Below are 22,351 nucleotides of genomic sequence, written 5' to 3' on the forward strand. Positions count from 1 at the left end.
TCAGTTCGTCAGCATCGACTTGGCGCCCCAGATGTCCGAGGCATAGCCGGCGATCGTACGGTCGGAACTGAACCATCCCATCCGCGCGGTGTTCAGCGCGGCCTTGCGGGTCCAGTCCTTCCTGTCGCGGTAGTCTACGTCAATTTGACGCTGCGTCTCGAAATAATCTGCAAAATCCGGGGTCACGAGGAAATAATCATGATCCCAGAGCATCCCGAGGATATCGCCGTAGCGGTTCTCGCCCCCCGAGAACACGCCATCGGCGATCTGTCCCAGAACGCGCTTCAATCGCGGCGAGGCCTCGATCGCGGCACGGGCATAGTCGGGCTGTGTGCGGCGGGCGCGGACCTGTTCGGCGGTCAGGCCGAACAGGTAGAAGTTCTCGGCCCCGACGTGGTCGCGGATCTCGACGTTGGCGCCATCCAGCGTGCCGATGGTCAGTGCGCCGTTCAGCGACAGCTTCATGTTGCCGGTGCCGGACGCTTCCTTGCCCGCCGTCGAGATCTGTTCGGACAGATCGGCGGCCGGGATCAGGCGTTCGGCCATGGAGACGTTGTAGTTCTCCGGAAAGACCACCTGAAGCCAATCGCGCGTCACCGGGTCGGTGTTCACCGTGGCCGCGACATCGTTGATCAGGCGAATGACGGACTTGGCCATCGCATAGCCCGGCGCCGCCTTGCCACCGAAGATCTTGACGCGCGGGGTCCAGGTCGCCGTGGGCGTGTCGCGCATGTCGTTCCACAGCGCGATCGTCTCGAGGATGTTCAGCAGCTGGCGCTTGTATTCGTGGATGCGCTTGATCTGGATGTCGAACATCGCGTCGGGGTCGATGGCGGCGCCGTGATGGTCGCGCAGCCAGTTCGACAGGGCGACCTTGTTCGCGCGCTTGGCCTTGTCGAAGTTGCGCAGGAAGGCGGCGTTGTCGACATGCGGCTCCAGCGCGGTCAACTGCTCCAGGTCCGCGACCCAGTCATCGCCGATCGTCTTCGTGATCAGCGTGGACAACGGCGCATTGGTCGACAGCAACCAGCGGCGCGGCGTCACGCCGTTGGTCTGGTTGACGATCCGGTCGGGATAGGCCGCGTGCAGGTCGTGAAAGACCAGCTCCTTGACCAGTTCGGTATGCAGGGCCGAGACGCCGTTGACGCGGTGCGCCATGACGAAGGACAGCTCCCCCATCTTGACCTCGCCATGTTCGAGGATCGGGGTGCCTGTGGCCTCGAGGCTGCGCAGGTTCAACAGGCAGATGATCGCGTAGTGACGCGGCAGCAGGTGCTTGACGAGGCCCTCGGACCAGCGCTCCAGCGCCTCGGGCAGCAGGGTGTGGTTGGTATAGCCGAGGCATTCGCGGGCCAGGTCGATGGCCGCGTCGAAGGCCACACCATGTTCGTCCACCAGCAGGCGGATCAGTTCGGGACCGGCCAGCGCGGGATGGGTGTCGTTCATCTGGATCGCGACGTGGTCGGCCAGCGTCTCGATCTCGTAGCCTTCGGACTGGAAGCGGCGCAGCAGGTCGCGCAGGCTGGCGGCGACGAAGAAGTATTCCTGCTTGAGGCGCAACTCCTTGCCCTGATCCGTCGTGTCATCGGGATAGAGGACGCGGCTGAGCGTGCGCGCGAAGGATTCCGGGGCCGAGGCACCGAGGTGATCGCCCCGGTTGAAGGCGTCGAGGTCGAAGTTGACGACCGGCAGGGCGGACCACAGGCGCAGGGTGTTGACCCACTTGGCCTGCCAGCCGACGACGGGCGTGTCATAGGCCTTGGCGATCACCTTGTCGGTTGGATGCCATGTGGCGGCGCCATCCTCGGTATAATCGACGTGTCCGCCGAAACCGACCTCGTAGGTCACTTCCGGGCGCTCGAACTCCCAGACGTTGCGCTGGGCCAGCCAGGCCTCGGCGTTCTCGACCTGGACACCGTCCCTGAAATGCTGCTCGAACAGCCCGTGCTCATAGCGGATGCCATAGCCGTAGGCCGGTATGCCCAAGGTCGACAGGCTGTCGAGGAAACAGGCGGCCAGACGACCTAGACCGCCGTTGCCGAGGGCGGCGTCCGCCTCCAGCACGACAAGCGCGTCGTAATCCTTGCCCAACCGCTTCAGGGCCTTGGTCGCCACCTTTTCAAGGCCGAGGTTGATGGTCACATCCTCGATCAGGCGACCGATCAGAAACTCCAGCGACAGGTAGTAGACCCGCTTGCCGGCGGCGGCATAGGTCGCGCGGGTGCTTTCGAACCACGGGTCTACGACACGGTCGCGCACCGTCAGCGACAGGGCAACGCGCCAGTCGTTGTCCGAGGCATGGTCCGGATCCTTGCCCAGTGATGACATCAGATGCGTGACGATGTCATCGGCAAAACGGGCGGCGGTGGGCAGGGTCGGCGTCAGGGTGTCTTTGGGCATGGACCGGGTGTCCTCGATGTGCGGTTTGGAAACAAAGGTCGGGTCAAGCCCGATTGTCCCCGCTTCAACGGAATGAATGGGTCATTTTTTGGGCTGCAATGAGAATGGTTGCAGCAGGTCGCTGTGGGCAAATGATGTATTAATGGGCAAATGCCCATATTGCGCACCGTTTGTCGAGCGATGAAGCCGGATGCCGCGACATGCTCCCGTCATAGTTGCACGTCTGCCATGGGGCTGGTGTCAGGGACCGGACAGCTGAACGACGGACTGCCATGGCCCGAGCGTGACGGCCGCGACAGATCCACGGGGGCCTCGCCGTCGAACAGGGGGTGCGTCGCAGCGTGCAGATCGGCGGGCGGATCGTAGGTGACGGGATCGTCCGACAGGTTCGCGACCACGGCCAACACCTGTCCGCGCAGCGTGCGGGTATAGGCCATGACCTGTCGATCATCGACGGACAGACCGGTGAAGTCCCCTTCGCGGATGATCGCATGCTTGCGGCGCAAGCGGGTCAATGTGCTGTAGCGGGCGAAGACGCCCATCGGATCGGCCCTGTCTGCGGCGACGTTCACTTCTGCCGGGTCGGCGCCAAGGGTGATCCACGGCGTGCCGGTCGTGAACCCGCCCGAAGGCCCCGCATCCCAATGCACAGGCGTGCGCGAGGTGTCGCGTCCGTTCGCGTTCGCGCCGGCGATGAAGGTGGCTTCGTCCTCACCTGCGGCCATGCGGATACGATGCAGGTTCAGCGTCTCGACATCGCGGAACTGGCCAAGGTCGGAAAAGGCGGCGTTCTTCATCCCAACCTCTTCGCCTTGATAGATGAACGGCGTGCCCCGCATGAGGTGCAGCACAGTGGCCAATGCCCTTGCCGACGCCACCCGGTGCCGTCTGCTGCCATAGGCAGAGACAGCGCGCGGCAGGTCATGGTTGCCCCAGAACAGGCTGTTCCAGCAATCGCTGGCCTGCCATTCGAACAGCACGCGCTTCAGCGCCGGCCAGTCGCGGGGCAGGGGGTGCCATTTGCCATGTTCCGGGTGCCAGCCTGCGATGACATGGGCAAACTGGAACACCATCGACAGGTTTTCACAGTAGAGGGGGGCGGTCTCGGGCGTCACGCTCCAGGCTTCGCCGACAGTCAGGACGTCGCGCCCGGCCCATGTCTGCGCGATCTCGGCGATGTGGCGGTGCAGGTCGGGGCCATCGGTGGTGATGCCGCGATCCACGTCCTTGCCGATCAGGTCGATCACGTCGAGGCGAAAGCCCCCGATGCCCCGGTCCAGCCACCAAGTCATCATGTCCGTGATCTCGGCCCGCATGGCCGGATTGTCCCAGTTCAGGTCGGGCTGCTGTGCCGTGAATTGGTGGAAGTAATACTGTCCGCTGGCGGGATCGCGGGTCCAGGCCGGGCCGCCGAATACCGATTGCATGGCGTTGGGCGGGCCGCCATCCGGCGCGGGGTCGCGCCAGATGTAGAAGTCGCGCCTGTCCCCCCCGGCAAGCGCGTTGTGGAACCACGCATGGTCGTCCGACGTGTGGTTGACCACGAGGTCCATGACGATGCGGATGTCCCGCCGGGCCGCTTCGGCCACGAGGTGGTCGAAATCGTCCAGCGTCCCGAATTCCGGCGCGATGGCGCGGTAGTCCGAGATATCATATCCCATGTCCGCCATCGGCGAGGCATAGACCGGCGACAGCCAGACAAAGCCCACGCCAAGGGCGGCCAGATGGTCCAGCCTGGACGTGATGCCCGGAATATCCCCGATGCCATCGCCATTGCTGTCACAGAAACTGCGTGGATAGACCTGATACCCCGTCGCACCGTGCCACCACGGCGCGGTCATTTTGCCAGCTTTCCGATCCACACACCGTTCGGGCCAAGATGCAAGTCGCCGTCCACCTTCGCGTTCAACGCCAAAAGGGCATCGCCCGTGTCGATATCGGCCACGGACACGGGGTCGCGGCCGATGTTGAACACGCAGACGATGTCGGCGCCGCGCACGAAGGCCAGCACCGGGTCCGCCACGTCGAGGAAAACCGTATCGCCCGTCCGCAGCGACGTCTCGTTGCGGCGCAGGGTCAGAAGGGCGCGGAACGTCTCCAGCACGGATCCCTCGACCCCATCCTGCGTGTCGACCGCACGCGCCACCTGTGGCGGTTTCGTCGGCAGCCACGTCTTGTCGGCGGTCGAAAAGCCGCCCTGCGGGGCCGCGGCCTCCCACATCATCGGCGTGCGGCTCGCGTCGCGGCCCTTGACCTCCGGCCAGAAGGCAAAGCCCTCGGGGTCCACGATTTCGTCGCGCGCAAGCTCGGTATCGGCCTGGCCCAGTTCCTCGCCCTGATAGAGGCAGATGCCGCCGGGCAGGGTCAGAAGGACCGCGCCCGCCAGCTTGGCGAAGGCATCCTGATCGGCCGCGACATCGGCCCAGCGGGTGACGGGGCGGTTGAAATCGTGGCTCGACATCGCCCAGCAGGGATAGCCGTCGAGGCCCGGCGCAAAGAAGCCCTCGACCTGTTTGCGGACATGCGCGGCGCTGAACTCTGCCCCGGCCAGCGCGAGGGTATAGCCCATGTGCAGCCGCTCTCCGTCCTTGGAGTATTCGGTCAGACGTTCGATCGGGTGGTGGCCTTCGCCGATCTCACCCACGGCCATGGTGCCGGGATGCGCATCCAGCAGGTCGCGCACGCGTTCCATGAACTTCAGGTTCTCGGGCTGGTTCTTGGAGTGGATGGGATACTGCATTTCGAAGGGCTTGGAATCCGCTTCGTCCTTTTCGCGCCAGTCGGGCGGATTGTCCTGCAGGTCGGCGCTGTGGAACAGGTGGTTGATCGCGTCGAGGCGGAAGCCGTCGACGCCCTTGTCCAGCCAGAACTGCATCGTGTCGATGATCCAGTCCTGCACGTCCGGATTGTGCGCGTTGAAGTCCGGCTGCTGGGGCAGGAACTGATGCATGTAGTATTGCTTGCGCCGCGAATCCCACGTCCATGCCGGTCCGCCGAAGATCGCCAGCCAGTTGTTGGGCGGTGTCCCGTCGATCTTGGGGTCGGCCCAGATGTACCAGTCGGCCTTGGGGTTGTCGCGGCTCTGACGGCTTTCGGCGAAGAAGGGATGTTCCTCGGAAGAATGGGAGAAGACCTGGTCGATGATGACCTTCAGACCCAGTTCGTGGGCCCGCGCGACCATCGCCTCGAAATCTTCCATGGTGCCGAAACTGGGGTCGATCCCCCTGTGATCGGCCACGTCATACCCCATGTCCGCCATGGGCGAAGTGAAGAAGGGGCTGACCCAGATTGCATCGACCCCAAGGGATGCGACGTGGTCCAGCCGCCGCGTGATGCCGCGCAGATCGCCCGTTCCGTTGCCGGTGTCGTCCTGAAAGCTGCGGGGGTAGATCTGATAGATGACGGCGCCGCGCCACCAGTCTGCATTCTGGGTCATTTGGGCCTCCGGGGGGAACGTTCCTTTCGGCCTATCCCGCCCGGAGGCCGATACGCAAGCGCGCCTCAGGCCGCGGGTAGCCGTTCCGCGTAATCGGAGACGAGCAGATGCGTCGGTGCCACGTCTTCCTCGATGGCGGCAAAACGCCCGATGGGCTCGCGGAAGATGTTGTCGGTCTCATCGTCGTTGACGGTGCTGACCTCGCCGATCAGGACGTCGCCGCCGTCCCCCCAGAAGGCATGCCAGTCGCCGGGGCGCAGGGTCACGCTGGCGCCGGGGGGCAGGCGCAGTTTTTCGCCGGGTGCGTAATCATGCGCGATACCGTCCAGCCAGACGCGGCCCCCGCGGTCCTCGGCAAAGTTGCCGTCGTCGTCGGAGCCGTAGAGTTCCACCACAAGCGTGGCACCACCCCGGTTGATGATATCCTCGGCCTTCAGGGCGTGGGTGTGCATGGGCGACAGCTGATCCTGCTTGGAAATCAGCAGCTTCTCGGCATAGCACATGCCGCCGCCCTTCTGCAGGTCGGACAACAGGCCATTGCGCAGGGTGAACAGGAAGAGGCCCATCTCATCGTAGCGGCCCGCACCGTAGTCGGTGATGTCCCAGCCACAGCGCGCGTCGATGACGTGACGGGCATCACCGGCACGCGCCGCGAATTGTTCTGGCGTCCAGTAGGCGAAGGCGGGCAGGGTAAAGCCATGGTGACGGATCATCGCATCCGCCTCTGCCATGATATCGTTGATACGCGAGCGTTTCATGCGTCCTCCGGTGCATAGGGTTCCGCGTCAGCCGTAGCCACCGAAACCCATGCGCACCAGCCCGGCAATCACAGTTTGCGGGCGATTTCCTCGGCCAGGCGCAGCCATGCCGCCTCATGCGCGGCGATGATCGCCGTGTAGGATTGATCGGCAACGGGGACGGTCAGGGCGAAGGTCTCGATGCTGCCGCGATCCGTTTCGCGGCGCAGGGCATAGGTGCCGGTAAGGCGCAGGGAATTGTTGGCCTGAACGATCATATCCTCGACGAAGACCGTAACCTCGACATCCGGAAAGCCGGACAGGGGCCATGGCTCGACGGCGACCGATGCGTCGGTGATCTGGTTCAGGTGCCGGGTCAAGGCGCCGGCCATGGCCCGGTCGGGCAGGTCTGCCCAGAGCTTGTCCGTATCCGTGAAAAGGGATCCATCCGCCCGTTGCAGCGGAATTTCCTGATTGATGGCATACTCCGGGATGGAGATGTCGTTCACCATCACCGTGTCCGCGCGAACATTCAGGCGCAGGTCGGTCGTGACCGGCGGCGGCACGAAATACTCGGTCTGTGCACAGGCGGTGAGAAGGGCGAAGGCCATGGCAGTGGTCAGTCGGAACAAGGTGTCACCTTCCCAGGAGGAGAGAGTTCGGGTTGCGTTCGATCGTCCGCGAGAGAGAGGAGACATCCTCGGCCGCGCGTGTGGCAGCACGCAGCGCGGAGAACAGTTCCTGATTGACGCGGCTGTCCGGCCCATAGCCATCCAGCACACCGGTCGCGGAGACAGTCAACGCCTGCAGGCGGGCCACGAGGGCCGGCAGATCGCGGGCCGAGACGGCAATGCTGTCGGCGGCACCGGCGGTCGATCGCAGGGTCGTGTTGAGGTTGTCGAGCGTACCGCCGGTGCGGATCGTCTCGATCGTGACGCGCAGCTCTTCCAGCGTGGCGACAAGGGCCACGGGGATGTCATCCGCCTCGTCCGACGACAGGAAGGCGTCTGCGGTCTGCATCAGGTCGGTGGTGCTGTTGACCAGTTCGTCCAGCGCCAGCGCCTCCGCCTTCGCGGTCAGGCGGTTCAGGCCTTCGGCGATGGTTTCCGCCTGGGCCAGGATCCGCTCGGCCGAGGCCGACAGGTCGGGCAGGTTCTCGACCCCGTCGGCCACGGACGTGGCGGCGGAAGCGGCCGCGTCCAGTGCCGCGGTCAGGCGCGCGCCGGCCTGTTCGGCGGCCAGCTGGGCGGTGATGGTGCGGATGTCGGCGGTGGTCGCGGCAAGGTCGGTGACGATCTGCTGCAACTCCGGCGAGGCGACGAGGGCGCGCCCGTCCTCGACGAGGGCAAGGGCCGCACCGGGCAGCGCCTGTGTCGCGGGATCGGCCAGCAGGATATCCGCATCCGCGACAAGACGGTTGATGTTTTCAGTCACCGCAGCAAGGTCGACGGTGCCTTCGGCAATATTGCGTGCCGCATCGGTCGCGGCGGCGATGGCATCCGTCAGGCGGGGGGCAAGACCGCTGGCGGCCACGTCGGAGACGATACCCTGCACATCGCCCGATACGGTTTCGATATCCGACAGGATGGTGTCGATCTGCGCCGATGCCAACAGGTCGCGCCCGTCGCGCAGCAGGCCTTCGCCCTGTTCGACGGCGGCCAAGGCCGCGGCCGGCAGGGCCTGCGTCGCCTCGTCGGCCAGAATGGTCCCCGCATCGGTGGCGACCTGAGTCAGCCGATCGGTCAGCGCATCCAGATCGACTGTGGCCACCGCGATGTTGCGGGCCGCCTCGCCGGCGGATTCCAGTGTTTCGGACAATTGCCCGATCAGATTGTCGGCGACGACAGACTCGGTCAGGGTTGCCACGTTGGTCGCGGCGGATTCCAGATCCAGAAGGACGCTGGCCACCTGCGGCGAGGCGATGATGCTGCGGCCGTCGCGGATCAGACCGCGTCCGTCTTCGATCGCGGCAAGGGCTGCGCCGGGGATGGCGCGCGTCTCATCGGACCCGGCAATGCGGTTGAGGTTGTTCAGCAGATCGGTGGCAGAGGTCAGCAGTTCCTCGACCGGCAGGTCGGCAATCCGGTCCATGACGCCCGCCGCGCTGGCGGCGAGACCGGAATCCTCGCTCTCGACAGAGGGCATCAGGGGGTTGTCGGCCACCCCGATTTCCAGTGTCCCACCCGTGGCGCCATCGACATTGACCAGTTCGATGGCCAGATCGCCGCCAAACAGACTGGTGGAGGCCAGCTGCGCGCGCATGCCACTGGCGACCAGATCGGATATGAAATCGAACCCCTGCAGGTCGGAGGACATGTCCTCCAGCCCCATCTTGATCGGCTGCAGGGTCATCACGGCCAGAAGCTGCACCGTCTGCGACGGGTCGTCGGGGCGGATGAATCCCGTGATCGAGGATACGGAGCCGACGCGCACCCCCTGATAGCGGACGGTAGCCCCCTCGCTCAGGCCCGCCATGGCCGACGGGAACAGCGTGGCGATATAGATCGAACGGGTAGCGGGCGTCTCGAACGTCGAGGCGCGGGCCGAGGGTTCGTCTTCGAAGATGTTGAACACATGCCCCGACTCGACCACGTCGCCGCCGGAGATCAGGGTGTCGAAGGTCACACCCCCTTCGAGGATGGAGGCAAGCGACCCGATCCGCAGGTCCACGCCACCGGCACCAAGGCCGACCGACACGCCGGAGGCGTCCCAGAAGCGGGTCGCCGTCGACAGTTGACGGTCATAGGGCGCACGCACGAAGGCGTCGATCCGGATCTGCGATCCGTCGGGCGACAGCCGCGGCTGTGCGACCTGGCCGACCTCGATCCCGCGATACAGGATCGGTGAGCCGGGCCCGAGACGGGAGCTTTCGCGCGTCGACAACGTGATGGCCGTGCCCTCGACGCCGGGGGGGACGATGGGCGCGCGTTCGTCGCCCTGGAATTCCGTCAGCGGCGTGTCGATCTCGTTGTCCCAGGTGCCCTCGATATAGGTGCCTGACAGGATGGTGTTCAGGCCTTCGACACCGCGGGCCGATACCTCGGGCTGGACGACCCAGAACGATGCATCATCGTCGAGATAGGGGGCGATGTTGCGCGATACGCGCACGGATACGTTGACCTGACTGAGGTCTGAGGTGAAGCCGATCTCCTCGACCACGCCGACCGTGACCTCGCGAAAGCGCAGGGTGGTCTGCGCGACCGAGACGCCGCTGGCATCGGGAAAGGCGATCGTGATCAGGACGCCGCGGTTCGAATAGCTCTGCCACGCGATCGCCAGGGCGATCATCACCGCGATGATCGGCACCAGCCAGACGGCCGAGACGAACCGGCGCGACCGTGCCGTCGTCTCCATGACAGGGCTGTGGGGAGTTTCCGTAGTGTCATTCATCAGACAGCGTCTCGATCCGGTCCCAGATGATACGGCTGTCGAAGCTTAGCGCGGACAGCATTGTGAACACGACCGACAAGGCGAAACACACCGCCGCAATTCCGGGGTTGATCGTGGCGATTATGTTGAATTGCACCAAAGCGACCAGAATGGCCACAACGAACACATCGATCATCGACCAGCGGCCGATCCATTCGACGAATTCGAACAGGTGCAACAGATGCTTGGGTTTCTCTCCATGCGGTTTGCGCACGACATTGGCGAGATAGCCAATGGCCACGAACTTGCCCACGGGGATCAGGATGCTGGCCACGAAGACGATGCCGGCGACGCCGTAGGCGCCGTGATGGGCCAGTTCGATCACCCCGCCGATGATCGTCTGTTCGGATGCGCGGCCCACGGTGGTCGTGATCAGCATCGGATAGATGTTCGCCGGAATGAAGAACAGGATACCTGCGATCATCCACGCCCAGACGCGTTGCAGCGAATGGGCGTCACGGCTTTCGAGCGTGCCACCGCATCGCGGGCATTTCGGCGTGCCGCGCGGCATCACGCGCGTGCAGTGACGGCATCCGACGAGGCCCGCCTCGCGGGCGGTCAGCGCATTGTTGCTTTGTCGAGTGCCGTCCATATGGAATGCTTGCTCATCTGAGTGTCTTTGAGGGCGGTTATGACGACAATCGCCGTGAAGGACCAGAATGCCGGTCCCATCGACAGCGTCGCCAGATCGGCAAGCTTGATCAAGGCGACGGCGACACCGACCATGAAGATCTCGGCCATCGCCCATGGTTTGAGCACTTCGGCCCATCGCAGCGCCCGTGCGGCACCGGGCAGGGCGTTGCGATCGATCGACAACGGTCCCAGCGCCCAGACGAGCAGGCCGAGACGGGACACCGGCAGGACGATGACGAAGATGGCGACAGCCACGGACAGGGGCGCCATGACACCTTCGCTGAAGCTCATCACCGTCTCGAAGACCGAGGCGCGGCTGTCGAAGACACCGTTCCGAAGTTCCAGAAAGGGATAGAAGACCACGATCGTCATCAGGATCAGGGCGGTCACGGCCAGAACGACGATGCGCAGGATCGCCTCGGGGCGGCCGACGGCGATGACCGTTCCGCAACGGATGCAGCGGGCCCTTTGACCGTCAGGGACATCCCCCATCTCGTGCAGGGCATCGCAGACCGGACAGCAGACCATGTCTTCGGTCGGCGTCACCTCAGTAATCCTTCTCGAAGAAGATCCCGAGAGAGCTTTCGCCACTCACCCCCGTCGATCCGCGCACGGTCAGGTTCGGCGTCAGATCGAGGTTGAGCGACACGGCCGCATCCCCATCCTGATCGATCTGAACGTCCGTATAGACGTTGTCCGAGATGTATTTGCCCGCGCGCACGGCGGTATTGCCATCGCTGTCTGTGGTGATGTCGAGGTCGTCCAGCCCTGCGTTCCCGCGCAGCTTTTCCAACAGGCCCCCCGATCCGCGCCCGGCCAGAACGGCAACCGAATTGGCCAGTTGCAACGCCTGCAGGGCGGACAGCTGGCTCAGGTCGCGGCCAAAGAATATCTGGGCGAGGATCTCTTCCTGCGGGACGTCGGGCGTGCTGCCGAAGGTGACGCCGATACCGTCGGCCGGCCCCTCGACGGTGATCGAGGCTGTCAGCGCGTCCGTCTCGGTGATCGCGACAAGCCGGATGTAGGGGGTCAGGTCGCCCTGGAAGCTGATCTCGCCCTCATCCAGATCGAAACGCTGCTGCAGGATGTCGAGGCGACCGCGGACAAGCTCGAACGCCCCGGCGGTGATCGGGTTTTCGGTCGTGCCCGTCAGGCGCAGGTTGCCGCCCAGTTCCGCATCGAGACCCCGACCGCGCACGAAGATCCGCCCATCGGCGGACACGGTCAGGTCGAGGCCGAAACCACCGGAGCCGCCGGAATCCTGCGACGTCTCGGTCTCGGCCGTCAGGCTCTGGCCTGCGCGTTCCAGGGTGCGTTGCACGGGGCGCGTGGCGCCAAGGTGGTCGATCGGGGGCAGATCCCCGATCGCCGTCAGCCCGGAGGAGGGGACCGCGATCTCCGCCTCCTCGATCGAAACCTGACCGGACAGAACCGCGCCGCCGGTCAGCGGGCCCGTCAGGGACAGGTCGCCTTCGACATCGGCGGTATAGAGCGACGGGTCGACCAGCGTGACGCCGAAGAGGACGCGTAAATTGGCATCGAACGGTGCCGACAGGGTGACGGGACCATTGACGGTGATCTGTCCACCACTGGTCAGCCCGGCCTGAAGGTCGATCTGGGCCTGTCCGCCGGACAGGGCGATGGTCGCGTCGATGGGGTCGAGGGTGTTGCGCAGGGTCGGTAGGGACAGGGCCGCACCGCTCGTGCGGATGGTGCCGGTCACCGAGTCGAGGGCGGGTGGACCCGCGACACTGAGGTCGAACTGCGCGGTGCCCGCGAGGCGACGGGGCGACACGAACGGGTTGGCAAGGCCAAGCGGGGCGGACCCGGCCACGTCGAGGTTCAGCGTACCATCCGCAGCGACCGTTCCCGCGACATCCGCGGTGGTGCCGGACGGGCCGGTCAGGTCGAGGTTCAGGCGATAGTCGTCGCCCGGCTGCGACACTTGTCCCGTGACCCGCAGCGGCCCGGAAATGTCCGCCACCAAGGGCGAGATATCGGGCACCGACAGATCGATCTGCACATCTGCAGGTGCGCCGGCCACGACGCCGGAGACATCAAGCGTGGCGCCATAGGGACCGCTGGCGTCGATATCCGCCCGCCAGACCCCATCGGTCTGCCGCGCCGTTGCATCGACGTTCAGCGGGCCGCGCAGTTGCGGGGACAGCGCCGATGCGTTGGGCAGGCGCAGGGCGGCCGTAACCTCGGCCCCCGTTTCCGGCAGGCTGGCATTGACGGTTGCGGTTGCGCCGAAGGGCCCGTCGGCATCGCCGTCCACGGACCAGACGCCATCGCGTTGTTCGGCCCGTGCGGCAATGGTCAGGGGGCCGTTCAGTTGCGGCGCGATCTGCGAGGCATCGGGAACGCGGGCGTTGACCGTGACCTCCGGGCCCGCCTCGGGCAGGCGGGCGTTGATGGACAGGTCGGCGTCGTAGGGGCCCGTGCCGTCCACGTCGACACGCCAGCCCGTCTCCTCCTGTACGGCCATGCCGGTCACGTCGAGGCCGCCGGGAATACCCTCGGCGATTGCGGAAAGGCGCGGGACGGACAGTGTGAAATCAAGCGCCAGCGGCGTGTCGGTCACGATGGTCTCGACCGTCGCGCGGGCATCATAGGGGCCGGTGGCGCGCGCATTGACCGTCCAGTCGCCATCGACCTGCGCAACCACGGCATCGAGGCTGAGCGTGCCATCCACGCCGGCCACGAAATCCTGAACCTCGGGCACGGTGGCGGCGATGTCGAGGCGCGGGGCCGGGCCTGTCACCGGGCCGCGCAGGCGCAGGGTGACGCCTTCGGGGGCATCGACGCGGGTGTCCGTCGTCCACACACCATCCGCCTGCGACAGCGTGCCGGTCAGCGTGGCCGCCCCGGCAAGTGCGGGGATGGCATCAAGAGCGGGGACGGGCGCCGTGAGGTCCGGAAGTTCTGCCCGATAGGTGATTTCGGGCGCGTCGCCCGTCACGACCCCCTCGACCGAGGCGGTGACATCCCACGGGCCGGAGGCATCGGCGTCGATGGACCAGATGCCGTCGGTCGCAAAGGCGCGGCCCGATGCCGTCAGCGCACCGGGAACGCCGGGCGCGAAGGCATCGATATCCGGCACGGACACATCGAAGGCCACATCGGGCGCGGCCCCGGTCAGGGTGCCCGCAACCTCGGCGGTCACGCCCTGCGGCGCGGTCAGGGACGCATTGCCGGTCCAGGCGCCGTTGGCGTCCTCGCCCAGTTGCGCATTGGCCGAGACGGCGCCTTCGAGGCGCGGATCCAGAATGGCCCCGTCGGTCAGATCGATCGCAAGCGTCGCTTCGCTGCTGCGGCCCTCGGAACGGGCGGGCGCGTCTTCTGCCAAAATGGTTGCCCGTCCCTCGATCGAGGCCTGCGCATTCGAAAGGGACAGGCTGTCGAGGTAGGTTCCGGTCGTGTCGCGCCGGGCCTCGACCGAAAGGTCGGTCTGGCCATCCATCAGGGCGTCTGCCTGCGCGATGCCGGTTTCCAGATCGCGGGCCGTGCCCGTCAGGGTGACGTCGAAGGCACCGCCAACGGGGGCAAGGTCGCCCGAAATCGTCAGGTCGGATGCGCCGCCAAGGTCACGACCCGCAAGGCCCGAAAGGCGGGAAAGGTCGTCGATGACCGCCGTCAGATCCAGCGCGATCGGCAGGTCGCGCCCGTCCATCGCCACCGTCACCGCGCCGTCCGCCGTCAGGGCAGGGCCGCGCAGCGACAGGCCTTCGATCCGAACCGGACCATCCGCGGTCCAGCCGATACGCGTGGTGAGGGAGGCATCGGACCCGATGGCCTCGGCAAGGGCGGGATCCGCGAATGCCATGCCCGCGGCCGTCACCTCCAGATCGGCGTCTGCCGCCGTGACGACACCATCCGTGCGATCCAACTGGCCCGTGCCGGTGACACTTGCCCGGTCGAGGGTCAGCACCGGGTGATCGACCTCGTCCACCGTCAGGTCGAGTTGCCAGTCTTCGGACACCTCTGCGTCATGGCGCAGGGTGAAATCCGCCGATCGAACGGAGATTGCGTCCGCCGTGGGCAGGACGACAGGTGTGCCGTCCGCCGAAACGATCTGACCGGTGATATCCAGCATGCGCGGCCAGCCATCCGCCCCGATCGTGGCGGCCCCCTGCAGGGACAGGGCCTGCGTGGTCACATCGAGGGTTTCGAGGATTGTTCCGCCCGTTTCCGGCAGGACGCCCGCGATACGCAGGCCGATATCGTCCCCGAAGAAGGGCTGATACTGCGGCGCGAACAGGCTGGTGACGTCACCGCCAAGGTTCACTGCGAACCGGCGCCCGTCCTCCACCCCGGCAAGCGTGACCTGACCGCCAAGGCGTTCGGTGCCCTCTGACGCCAGTGCGATATCGGCGCTGAAAGCGTCCAGCGGGCCGCTGCCCGCAATGGTCAGGTCGATGGCCGGTGCGCCGGGCAGTTGCATCAGCGTCGATGCCAGCCCGCCTTCGCCCTCGGAAATATCGAGGTCGATGGTCAGCTCCGTCGTATCGCCGTCGAAGGCCGCGGCGATGTCGAATGATCCGTCGACCCCGTCGAGGCGGCTGGCCTGCAGGGTCGCGCTTGCCGATCCGTCGGCAAGCTGTGCCTGCGCCTCGAGCGACAAGGCGAGGTCCTGACCCAGCAGTGCCGCGCCGAGTTCGATCCGATCCGCGCGCAATTGCTCGATGTCGACCGATACCGGCAGGTCGGGCAGGGAAAACCCTGAGGCCCCGGCGTCCGGCAGCGCATCGACCCCTTCGGCCGGCAGCGGGGCGCGGGCGACGGAGATCAGCGCAGCCGAAAGCTCCTCGACCTCCAGCCGGCCGCGCAGAAGGGCGGATCGGTTCCAGTCCAGAACCACGTCCTCAAGGCGCAGCCATGCGCCCTCGTCGTCCGAGATGGTCAGCGCATCCAGTGTCGCGGTGGAGGACAGCGCCCCCTCGAACCCATCGATGCGGACCGACAGGCCGGGGGCGGACAGGTTGTCCTCGATCAGGGCGGTCAGAAAGCCGCGGTCACGGTCTTCTGCGGCGTCCTGTGCGGTTACGGGCGTGGCGGCGATGATCGCAAGGGGGAACAGCAGGCGGCGCATCAGAAGGCCTGCCCGATGCCGATGTAGATCTCGACCCCGCTGTTGTCATCCGGCCCGCTGACCGGCACGCCAAGGTCGACCCGGATCGGGCCGATCCCGGTGTCATAGCGCAGGCCGATGCCCGCCCCGACATGGGTTTCGCCATCCGACCAGCCGGATCCTTCGCTGACGAGGCCCGCATCCACGAAGCCGACGACCCCGATGGTATCCGTCACGCTTTGGCGCACCTCCCCCGACAGGCCAAGGAAGGATCGGCCGCCGACCTCGCGTCCGTTGGGCAAGGTGACGGCGAGCGATTGATAAGGTTGTCCCCGCACCGTGCCACCGCCGCCCGAATAGAACAGGTCATCGGCAGGCACGTCGGCAAGATCCGGGCCCACGACCGACCCGAGTTGGAGGCGGGCGGCCAGCACGGTGCCGTCTTGGGCGCCGAAATGCTGATACCCGCGCATGTCGGCCGTGAACCGCAGGCCCGAACCGGCGGTCAGGCGGCCGTGAAACGGTTGCAGTCCGGCCTCGATGTAGAACCCGTCGGACGGGTTCAGCGCATCGTTGCGCCGGTCGTACTGTGCCTCCAGCGGAAGGGAGATGATCTCGAAGTTGCGGGTGCCGAACGCATCCGTGACACGCGATTTCTCGAACGACACACCGTAGGAATACTGAAACTCGTCGCTGACGATACGGCGCGCGCCAACCACCAGTTCGGCGCTGTCACTGCTGTAGGTCGGCTCGTCCAGACTGGCGATCTCGCCGGTGATGAACAGATCCGTCTCCGGGTTGAAGGTGGCCGGACGGTTGTAGGCGAAGCCGAGGGTGTAGTCCTCACCACCGCTGTCGCCGCCGATGCCCTCGATCTCGCCTTCGATGCGCAGGCTGTCGGCATAGCCGGTCAGGTTGCGGTGCAGCCAGAAGGCCGACAGGGACAGCCCCTCGGTCGTGCCGATCTCGGCGCCGGCGCCGAAACGTCGCGGCAGACGTTCGACCACCTGCACGGTCATCGGAAGGGTGTCGCCCGCGCCGATCTCCTCGGCCTCGGTGATTGAAACCGATCGGAACGCGCCGGTGCGTTGCAGACGCCGCGCGCTTTCCTGCACCTGATCCGGGTCGAACGTTTGACCCGGCCGCAGGTCCGCGATGCGGGTGATCTGACGCGTCAGCACATCCTCGTTTCCGGTCACGACGAGATCGCCGTAGGACAGCTTCGGCCCGGGCGAGAGGGTCAGATCCGCGTTCAGTTCGTTTGCGGGGTGGTTTGCCTGAATCTGTTGGGCGACGAGGGCCGCCTTGGCGTGGCCGATGGCGCGCCACGCCTCTGTCCCGTCGGTCGTGGCCTCGCGCAGGATGGCGGTGCCGGCCGGGGCGCCGGGGGCGAACCCCTCGGGCGGGAATGCGTTCGGGGGCAGGGGCGCGATCCGGGCCTGGCCGAAGACGAAGGCCGCGCCCGTCTGCACCGACAGGGTGACCGTCCCGACGGAACCGCTCGTGCCGACCGTGGGCAGGGTCGACGCCTCGACGCCATCGACGAGGATGGAGATCGTCGGGCCGAAGAACCCCGCTTCGAACAGAACGGCCAGCAGTCGGCTGTAATCCGCCTGCGCGGCGGCCACGATGTCGCGACGTGTCTCGGTCCCCTCGTTTATGGCCTGCGCCACCAGCGAGGCCGATTGCAACGTGTCGACCAGTTCCTCCTCGGCCTGAATGTCGACGACAAGGGTAGCGGCAAGCGCATATCCGGGTGACAGGCAAGACAGGACGCCCGCGGCGACCATGCTCCGAAACGGCATTCGATGTCCTAAAGCAAGATGACGCACGCGTCCGTTGGCAGGGGTGGGCTGTGACAGGTGCCCGTTTGGAGACAATGGTTACCACCCGGGTCACGTTGTTGGAACCCATTTCACCCAAGCGTGTTCTCACCATGAAAACAGCGGACGGTCGACGTTTGGCCCGCAGGCCGCTATCGGTGTGCGCGCCGGTTGCCGTGACCGCATTCCCTGACTGCTTCTCAACCGACGGATTTCCGCGATGTCCCAGCCCGCGACCGATCATCACGCCGCCCCGGTGACGCCCCGTTTCCTCGTCACCGCCGAAGAGGCCTATCCCGCGTTCGAGGACGCCGTCCTCGACGCGCAGGACAGCATCATCGCGGGGTTCCGCATCTTCGATTTCAGCACGCGCCTGCGCAGCACGCGGGCGCAGGCGATCGGGCGGGATTGGTTCGATCTCATACTGGATGCCCTGAACCGCGGTGTCTCGGTCAGGCTGATGCTGTCGGATTTCGATCCGGTGGTCGGCGAGGCGTTGCATGCGGACAGTTGGCGCGCCGTGCGCATCGGGGCCGCCCTGCGTGAACTGGCCCCCGAAGGCGCGGATGTCCACGTTTCCGCCAACCTGCATCCCGCGCGGCTGACGGGTGTGGCGCGCCTCGCGCTCTGGCCCAAGGTGCAGGTGATGTTGTCCAAGCGCGCGCGCGCGATCTCAGCCATGACGCCCGACGCGCGGGCCCAGTATCTGCGCGACCGGCCCGGATTGGCGGCGCAGTTGGTCGAGTACGGCGATGGCGTGCGCCCCCGGCACTGGATGATGCCGGAGCTGGCCCCCGTCACCCACCATCAGAAGGTGGCCGTGATCGACCGCCGCCGTCTGTATTGCGGCGGGCTGGATCTCAACGAACGGCGCTACGATACCAAACTGCACCAGAAACCCGCGGCGACGACATGGCATGATGTGCAGCTCATGCTCGACGACCCCCGTGCCGCGGGGCAGGCGGCGGAACATCTCGAAGACTTCATTCCCGTGACGCGCCGAATGCAGACCGCCCGCCGTGGGGACGGCACCGTTCTGCGCACCCTGTCCAAGGCCGCGCGCGGCCTTTCGCGGGTGCTTGCCCCGCGAAAGGTCCTGTCCGAAATCGAGGCGGAGATCCTCGACGGCATCGCCTCGGCGGACCGCCTGATCTATATCGAGACGCAATTCATGCGGGACCGGCGGATTGCGCGGGCCCTGCAGAAGGCCGCAAAGCGCGCGCCGTCCCTGCAATTGTTCATGGTCCTGCCCGCCGCGCCGGAAGACGTGGCCTTTGAACGCAACAGCGGATCGGACGCCCGGTTCGGCGAGTACCTGCAGGCGCGGTGCATCCGCCGGATCCGGCAGGCCTTCGGGTCGCGGGCATTCATCGGCTCGCCCGTGCAACCCAGGCCGTCGCAGTCCGGGGATCGCGATACCCTTTACGGCGCGCCGCTGATCTATGTGCATTCCAAGGTCTGTCTGTTCGACGACAAGGCCGGCCTCGTCAGCAGTGCAAACCTCAACGGACGCAGCCTGCGCTGGGATACTGAGTTCGGCGTGCCGCTGCGCGACACGGGCTCTGTCGTCGAATTGCGCACACGGCTTTTGCAGCACTGGCTGGGCGAGACCATCACCGGTGATGCCGCGCGTCCCTTTTGCGCGTTGGAGACTTGTGTCGACGCCTGGCGCGCGCAAGCGGCTGCGAATACGGGAACCCCGCCGAAGGAACGGGGTGGGTTCCTGGTGCCCTACAAGGCCGGGCCCGGTCGCAGGTTCGGTCGCGATATTCCGCTCGCTCCCGATGAACTCGTCTGACGTGACGGTCAGGCGCGTTCCGCGTCAGGCCGATGCGGTCCTTTCGCGTTCGATCTGATCCAGCAGACGGTTGATGCCCCGTGCCAGAAGGGCGCCATGTGCATCGAGACCGAGAACGTCCAGCCTTTGATCCAGGGCGCCGTTCTCGGCGGCGGTCAGCACGTTGGCGAGGTGTTCATCCACGCTCGATCGGATCAGCTCCGCAGCCTCTTGATTGCGGCGGCTTTCGATCAACGCCGCGCGCAGGATCCTGAGGGCTTTGGAAATCTGGTTGAGATCCTTTTGCGGGCACGGCGGAACCCGCGTCGACGGAGGGTCGATGGACAGGTTGCAGATCGTTCCGATCAGATCGCGCACCGCCTTGTCGACCGATTTGAGGGTGGCGAACGCAAGGCTTCCGAAGATCAGGAACAGCCCCACCAACAGGGCCACGTTGCCGATGATATGGCCGCGCAGGTCCGCCATTTCCGCGCGCAGGATCGGATAGTGCCGCTCATGCTCGAACAGGGCCAGACGATGAAGTCCCTCGATCGACGCATCGCTCAGTGACAGCCAGACAGCCGCCGAGAAGTCCGGCGGCAGGGTGATACCGGCGCCCGCGATGATGCTGTCGCGGATCCGTTCGAACGCATGGGTGGCGGGCGCGCGGTGCCAAAGCTCGATCGCAGAGAGGATTTCGGCGTTTGCCGTCAGGCGGAACCGGCCCAGTGCCTCATTGGTCGCGCGGACCTGGTTGCGCAGGTCGGCGATGTCGGCGGCCGGCACCGAGCGCCCGCTGTCGAGATGGGTGGAGATCTTGGCGCCGATGGCCCTTTGCAGTCCGAGCGCATCCTTGGCCCAAAGCAGGTCGGTCGAATCGCGGATCAGAAGGGCAAGGCGCGCGGATCTGGCCTGTTGCGCGCTATGGACGATCGTGCCGATCATGTCGTCTATCTTGGCCGTCATCTCATCGCGAAAGACGTTGGCCGTCGTCATGCGGGCATCTGCCGTCTGACGCATGTCCGACAGCCAGGGTGCGATCGATGCGATCGAAAGGTCGCCCGGTCGGCCGGCCATGTCGGACGTCTCGGCCTGCAATCGGGACAGCACCGCGTCCGTCGCGACGCGGTGCTCCTGCAGGGCCTCGCTGATCTGAGCCGTGGGCGCGGCCAGCCACGCCGCTGTCAAACCGCGCTCTCTTTGAACAACATCGATTGCCGTGCTCATATTTCGGGCAGCGACCAGAAGCGCCCGGTCCTGCGACAGGCTTCGGTATTTCCGCAATTCAGCCGACATCAAGGACAGCGCAAACAGCACCGCCACAGCGAATCCGGAGAAGAAGATGACTGCCATCGACTGACTTACCGTAAGCAGCTTCAGTCGGTTCATGGCATGTTCACTCCAACTCGTTTCCCATCGAATTGCCATGCAAGGGTTTCCAAAAGGTTAGGAAGGTTGCAGTGTTGGGCGACGCTGTGGGGCGCAGGGCTCCGGAGTGGAGGAATTGAACAGGGCTGCGCGATGACTTCGGACCCGATATTTGACGAGATGCTGGGCACGGAAGGCGTGACACGCGCGGCCTACGCCGAGTTCGCCGACTGGTTCGAGCATGAAGACCCGGCCCGCCTGCGGGCCAAGGCGCGCGAAGCCGAGGATGCGTTTCGCCTGACGGGCATCACCTTCAATGTCTACGGTCAGGCCGAGGCGGGCGAACGTCTGATTCCCTTCGACATCATTCCGCGCATCATCGCCGCGCGGGAATGGGCGCGCCTGTCGAAAGGGATCGAGCAGAGGGTGCGCGCCCTGAACGCCTTTCTGCATGATATCTATCACCGTCAGGAGATCATCCGCGCCGGTGTCCTTCCGGTCGAGATGATCGCGCGGAACGATGCCTTTCTGCCGCAGATGATCGGGGTCGATACGCCCGGCGACATCTACACCCATATCGTCGGCATCGACCTTGTGCGGACCGGCCCGGACCAGTTCTACGTGCTGGAGGACAACGCCCGCACACCATCCGGCGTCAGCTACATGCTCGAAAACCGCGAGACGATGCTGCACACCTTTCCGGAGCTGTTCACCCGCAACAAGGTTCAACGGGTCAGCCGGTATCCCCAGAACCTGCACGACTCCCTGTCGGCCTGTGCTCCGCCTGCCTGCGACGGGGCGCCGGTGGTGGCGGTCCTGACGCCCGGCATCCACAATTCCGCATATTACGAGCACAGCTTCCTGGCCGACCAGATGGGTGCCGAACTGGTCGAGGGGCACGACCTGCGCGTCGTCGACGGGCGGGTCGCGATGCGCACCACGCGGGGCTACAAGCCGATCGACGTGCTGTATCGCCGGGTCGATGACGATTATCTGGATCCGTTGACGTTCAATTCCGAATCCATGTTGGGCGTGCCGGGCATCTTCGACGTCTATCGCGCCGGCGGGATCACGATCGCCAACGCGCCCGGCACCGGGGTCAGCGACGACAAGGCGATCTACAGCTACATGCCCGAGATCGTGGAATTCTATACCGGCGAGAAGGCGATGCTGGAGAACGTCCCGACGTGGCGGTGCTCGGACCCCGATGCCTTGGCACATGTTCTCGACAACTTGCAGGATCTCGTCGTGAAGGAGGTCCATGGCTCCGGCGGATACGGAATGCTGATCGGTCCGACGGCGTCGCGCAAGGACATCGCGGCCTTCCGCAAGAAGCTGGAGGCGCGGCCGTCCAACTATATCGCGCAGCCCACGCTCAGCCTGTCGACGGTTCCGATCTTCACCCGCAAGGGGCTTGCCCCGCGCCACGTCGATCTGCGGCCCTTCGTGCTCGTCTCGCCGAACGGGATCGACATCACGCCCGGCGGGCTGTCGCGCGTGGCGCTCAAGAAAGGGTCGTTGGTGGTCAACTCCTCCCAGGGTGGTGGCACCAAGGATACCTGGGTGCTCGAGGATGACTGATGGATGGCGACGAGAACAGGGGCCTGCCGTTTCGGGGTCCGGCCATGGCGTTCGCCTGGCGGTGCGTGACGGTGCGACACAGCGAATGGAACGATT

General features: G+C 65.7%; 13 protein-coding genes. 2 read left to right on the forward strand and 11 right to left on the reverse strand.

Features of this window, described 5'->3' with window-relative positions; translation table 11 throughout:
* The 10 genes from V6N07_RS12975 to V6N07_RS13020 form a co-directional block, all read right to left on the reverse strand.
* Nucleotides 1–2,400 carry a glycogen/starch/alpha-glucan phosphorylase gene (locus V6N07_RS12975; RefSeq protein ID WP_371156724.1) on the reverse strand — a complete coding sequence of 800 codons (2,400 nt, stop codon included), beginning with the start codon at nucleotides 2,398–2,400 and terminating at the stop codon, nucleotides 1–3.
* 209 nt (nucleotides 2,401–2,609) lie between these two features.
* The gene (locus tag V6N07_RS12980) at nucleotides 2,610–4,241 is read right to left on the reverse strand and encodes an alpha-glucosidase (RefSeq protein ID WP_371156725.1); all 1,632 of its coding nucleotides are present in this window, start codon (nucleotides 4,239–4,241) and stop codon (nucleotides 2,610–2,612) included.
* Entirely contained in the window at nucleotides 4,238–5,836 is a 1,599-nt protein-coding gene (locus tag V6N07_RS12985; protein ID WP_371156726.1) for an alpha-glucosidase, read from the reverse strand. The genes V6N07_RS12980 and V6N07_RS12985 overlap by 4 nt, the downstream gene beginning before the upstream one ends.
* 65 nt (nucleotides 5,837–5,901) lie before the next feature.
* Nucleotides 5,902–6,594, reverse strand: coding sequence for a D-lyxose/D-mannose family sugar isomerase (locus V6N07_RS12990; protein ID WP_371156727.1), 693 nt, complete (start codon nucleotides 6,592–6,594; stop codon nucleotides 5,902–5,904).
* Between the two features lie 68 nt (nucleotides 6,595–6,662).
* Complete coding sequence (locus V6N07_RS12995) at nucleotides 6,663–7,184, reverse strand: membrane integrity-associated transporter subunit PqiC (protein WP_371156728.1); 522 nt, start codon at nucleotides 7,182–7,184, stop codon at nucleotides 6,663–6,665.
* A gap of 25 nt (nucleotides 7,185–7,209) precedes the next feature.
* Nucleotides 7,210–9,963, reverse strand: coding sequence for an MlaD family protein (locus V6N07_RS13000; protein WP_371156729.1), 2,754 nt, complete (start codon nucleotides 9,961–9,963; stop codon nucleotides 7,210–7,212).
* Nucleotides 9,956–10,594 (reverse strand): paraquat-inducible protein A, encoded by a 639-nt coding sequence (locus V6N07_RS13005; RefSeq protein WP_371156730.1) that lies wholly within the window; start codon nucleotides 10,592–10,594, stop codon nucleotides 9,956–9,958. Before V6N07_RS13005 ends, V6N07_RS13000 begins: the two co-directional genes overlap by 8 nt.
* On the reverse strand, nucleotides 10,561–11,181 hold the full coding sequence (locus V6N07_RS13010) for a paraquat-inducible protein A (protein ID WP_371156731.1): 621 nt from the start codon (nucleotides 11,179–11,181) through the stop codon (nucleotides 10,561–10,563). Before V6N07_RS13010 ends, V6N07_RS13005 begins: the two co-directional genes overlap by 34 nt.
* A 1-nt stretch (nucleotide 11,182) precedes the next feature.
* A complete protein-coding gene (locus V6N07_RS13015) occupies nucleotides 11,183–15,727 on the reverse strand; it encodes a translocation/assembly module TamB domain-containing protein (protein WP_371156732.1) in 4,545 nt (1,514 codons plus the stop codon).
* Entirely contained in the window at nucleotides 15,727–17,511 is a 1,785-nt protein-coding gene (locus V6N07_RS13020; protein WP_371156733.1) for an autotransporter assembly complex family protein, read from the reverse strand. The genes V6N07_RS13015 and V6N07_RS13020 overlap by 1 nt, the downstream gene beginning before the upstream one ends.
* A gap of 238 nt (nucleotides 17,512–17,749) precedes the next feature.
* Here V6N07_RS13020 and V6N07_RS13025 point away from each other — a divergent pair, with 238 nt between their 5' ends.
* Nucleotides 17,750–19,327 carry a phospholipase D-like domain-containing protein gene (locus V6N07_RS13025; protein ID WP_371156734.1) on the forward strand — a complete coding sequence of 526 codons (1,578 nt, stop codon included), beginning with the start codon at nucleotides 17,750–17,752 and terminating at the stop codon, nucleotides 19,325–19,327.
* Nucleotides 19,328–19,351: 24 nt separating this feature from the next.
* Here V6N07_RS13025 and V6N07_RS13030 read toward each other — a convergent pair whose 3' ends face one another.
* Nucleotides 19,352–20,695 carry a nitrate- and nitrite sensing domain-containing protein gene (locus V6N07_RS13030; protein WP_371156735.1) on the reverse strand — a complete coding sequence of 448 codons (1,344 nt, stop codon included), beginning with the start codon at nucleotides 20,693–20,695 and terminating at the stop codon, nucleotides 19,352–19,354.
* A 132-nt stretch (nucleotides 20,696–20,827) separates the two neighbouring features.
* Here V6N07_RS13030 and V6N07_RS13035 point away from each other — a divergent pair, with 132 nt between their 5' ends.
* Nucleotides 20,828–22,255, forward strand: coding sequence for a circularly permuted type 2 ATP-grasp protein (locus V6N07_RS13035; RefSeq protein ID WP_371156736.1), 1,428 nt, complete (start codon nucleotides 20,828–20,830; stop codon nucleotides 22,253–22,255).
* Nucleotides 22,256–22,351 lie beyond the last annotated feature (96 nt).

It is taken from the genome of Jannaschia sp. 2305UL9-9, from assembly GCF_041403465.1.
Taxonomy (GTDB): Bacteria; Pseudomonadota; Alphaproteobacteria; order Rhodobacterales; family Rhodobacteraceae; genus Jannaschia.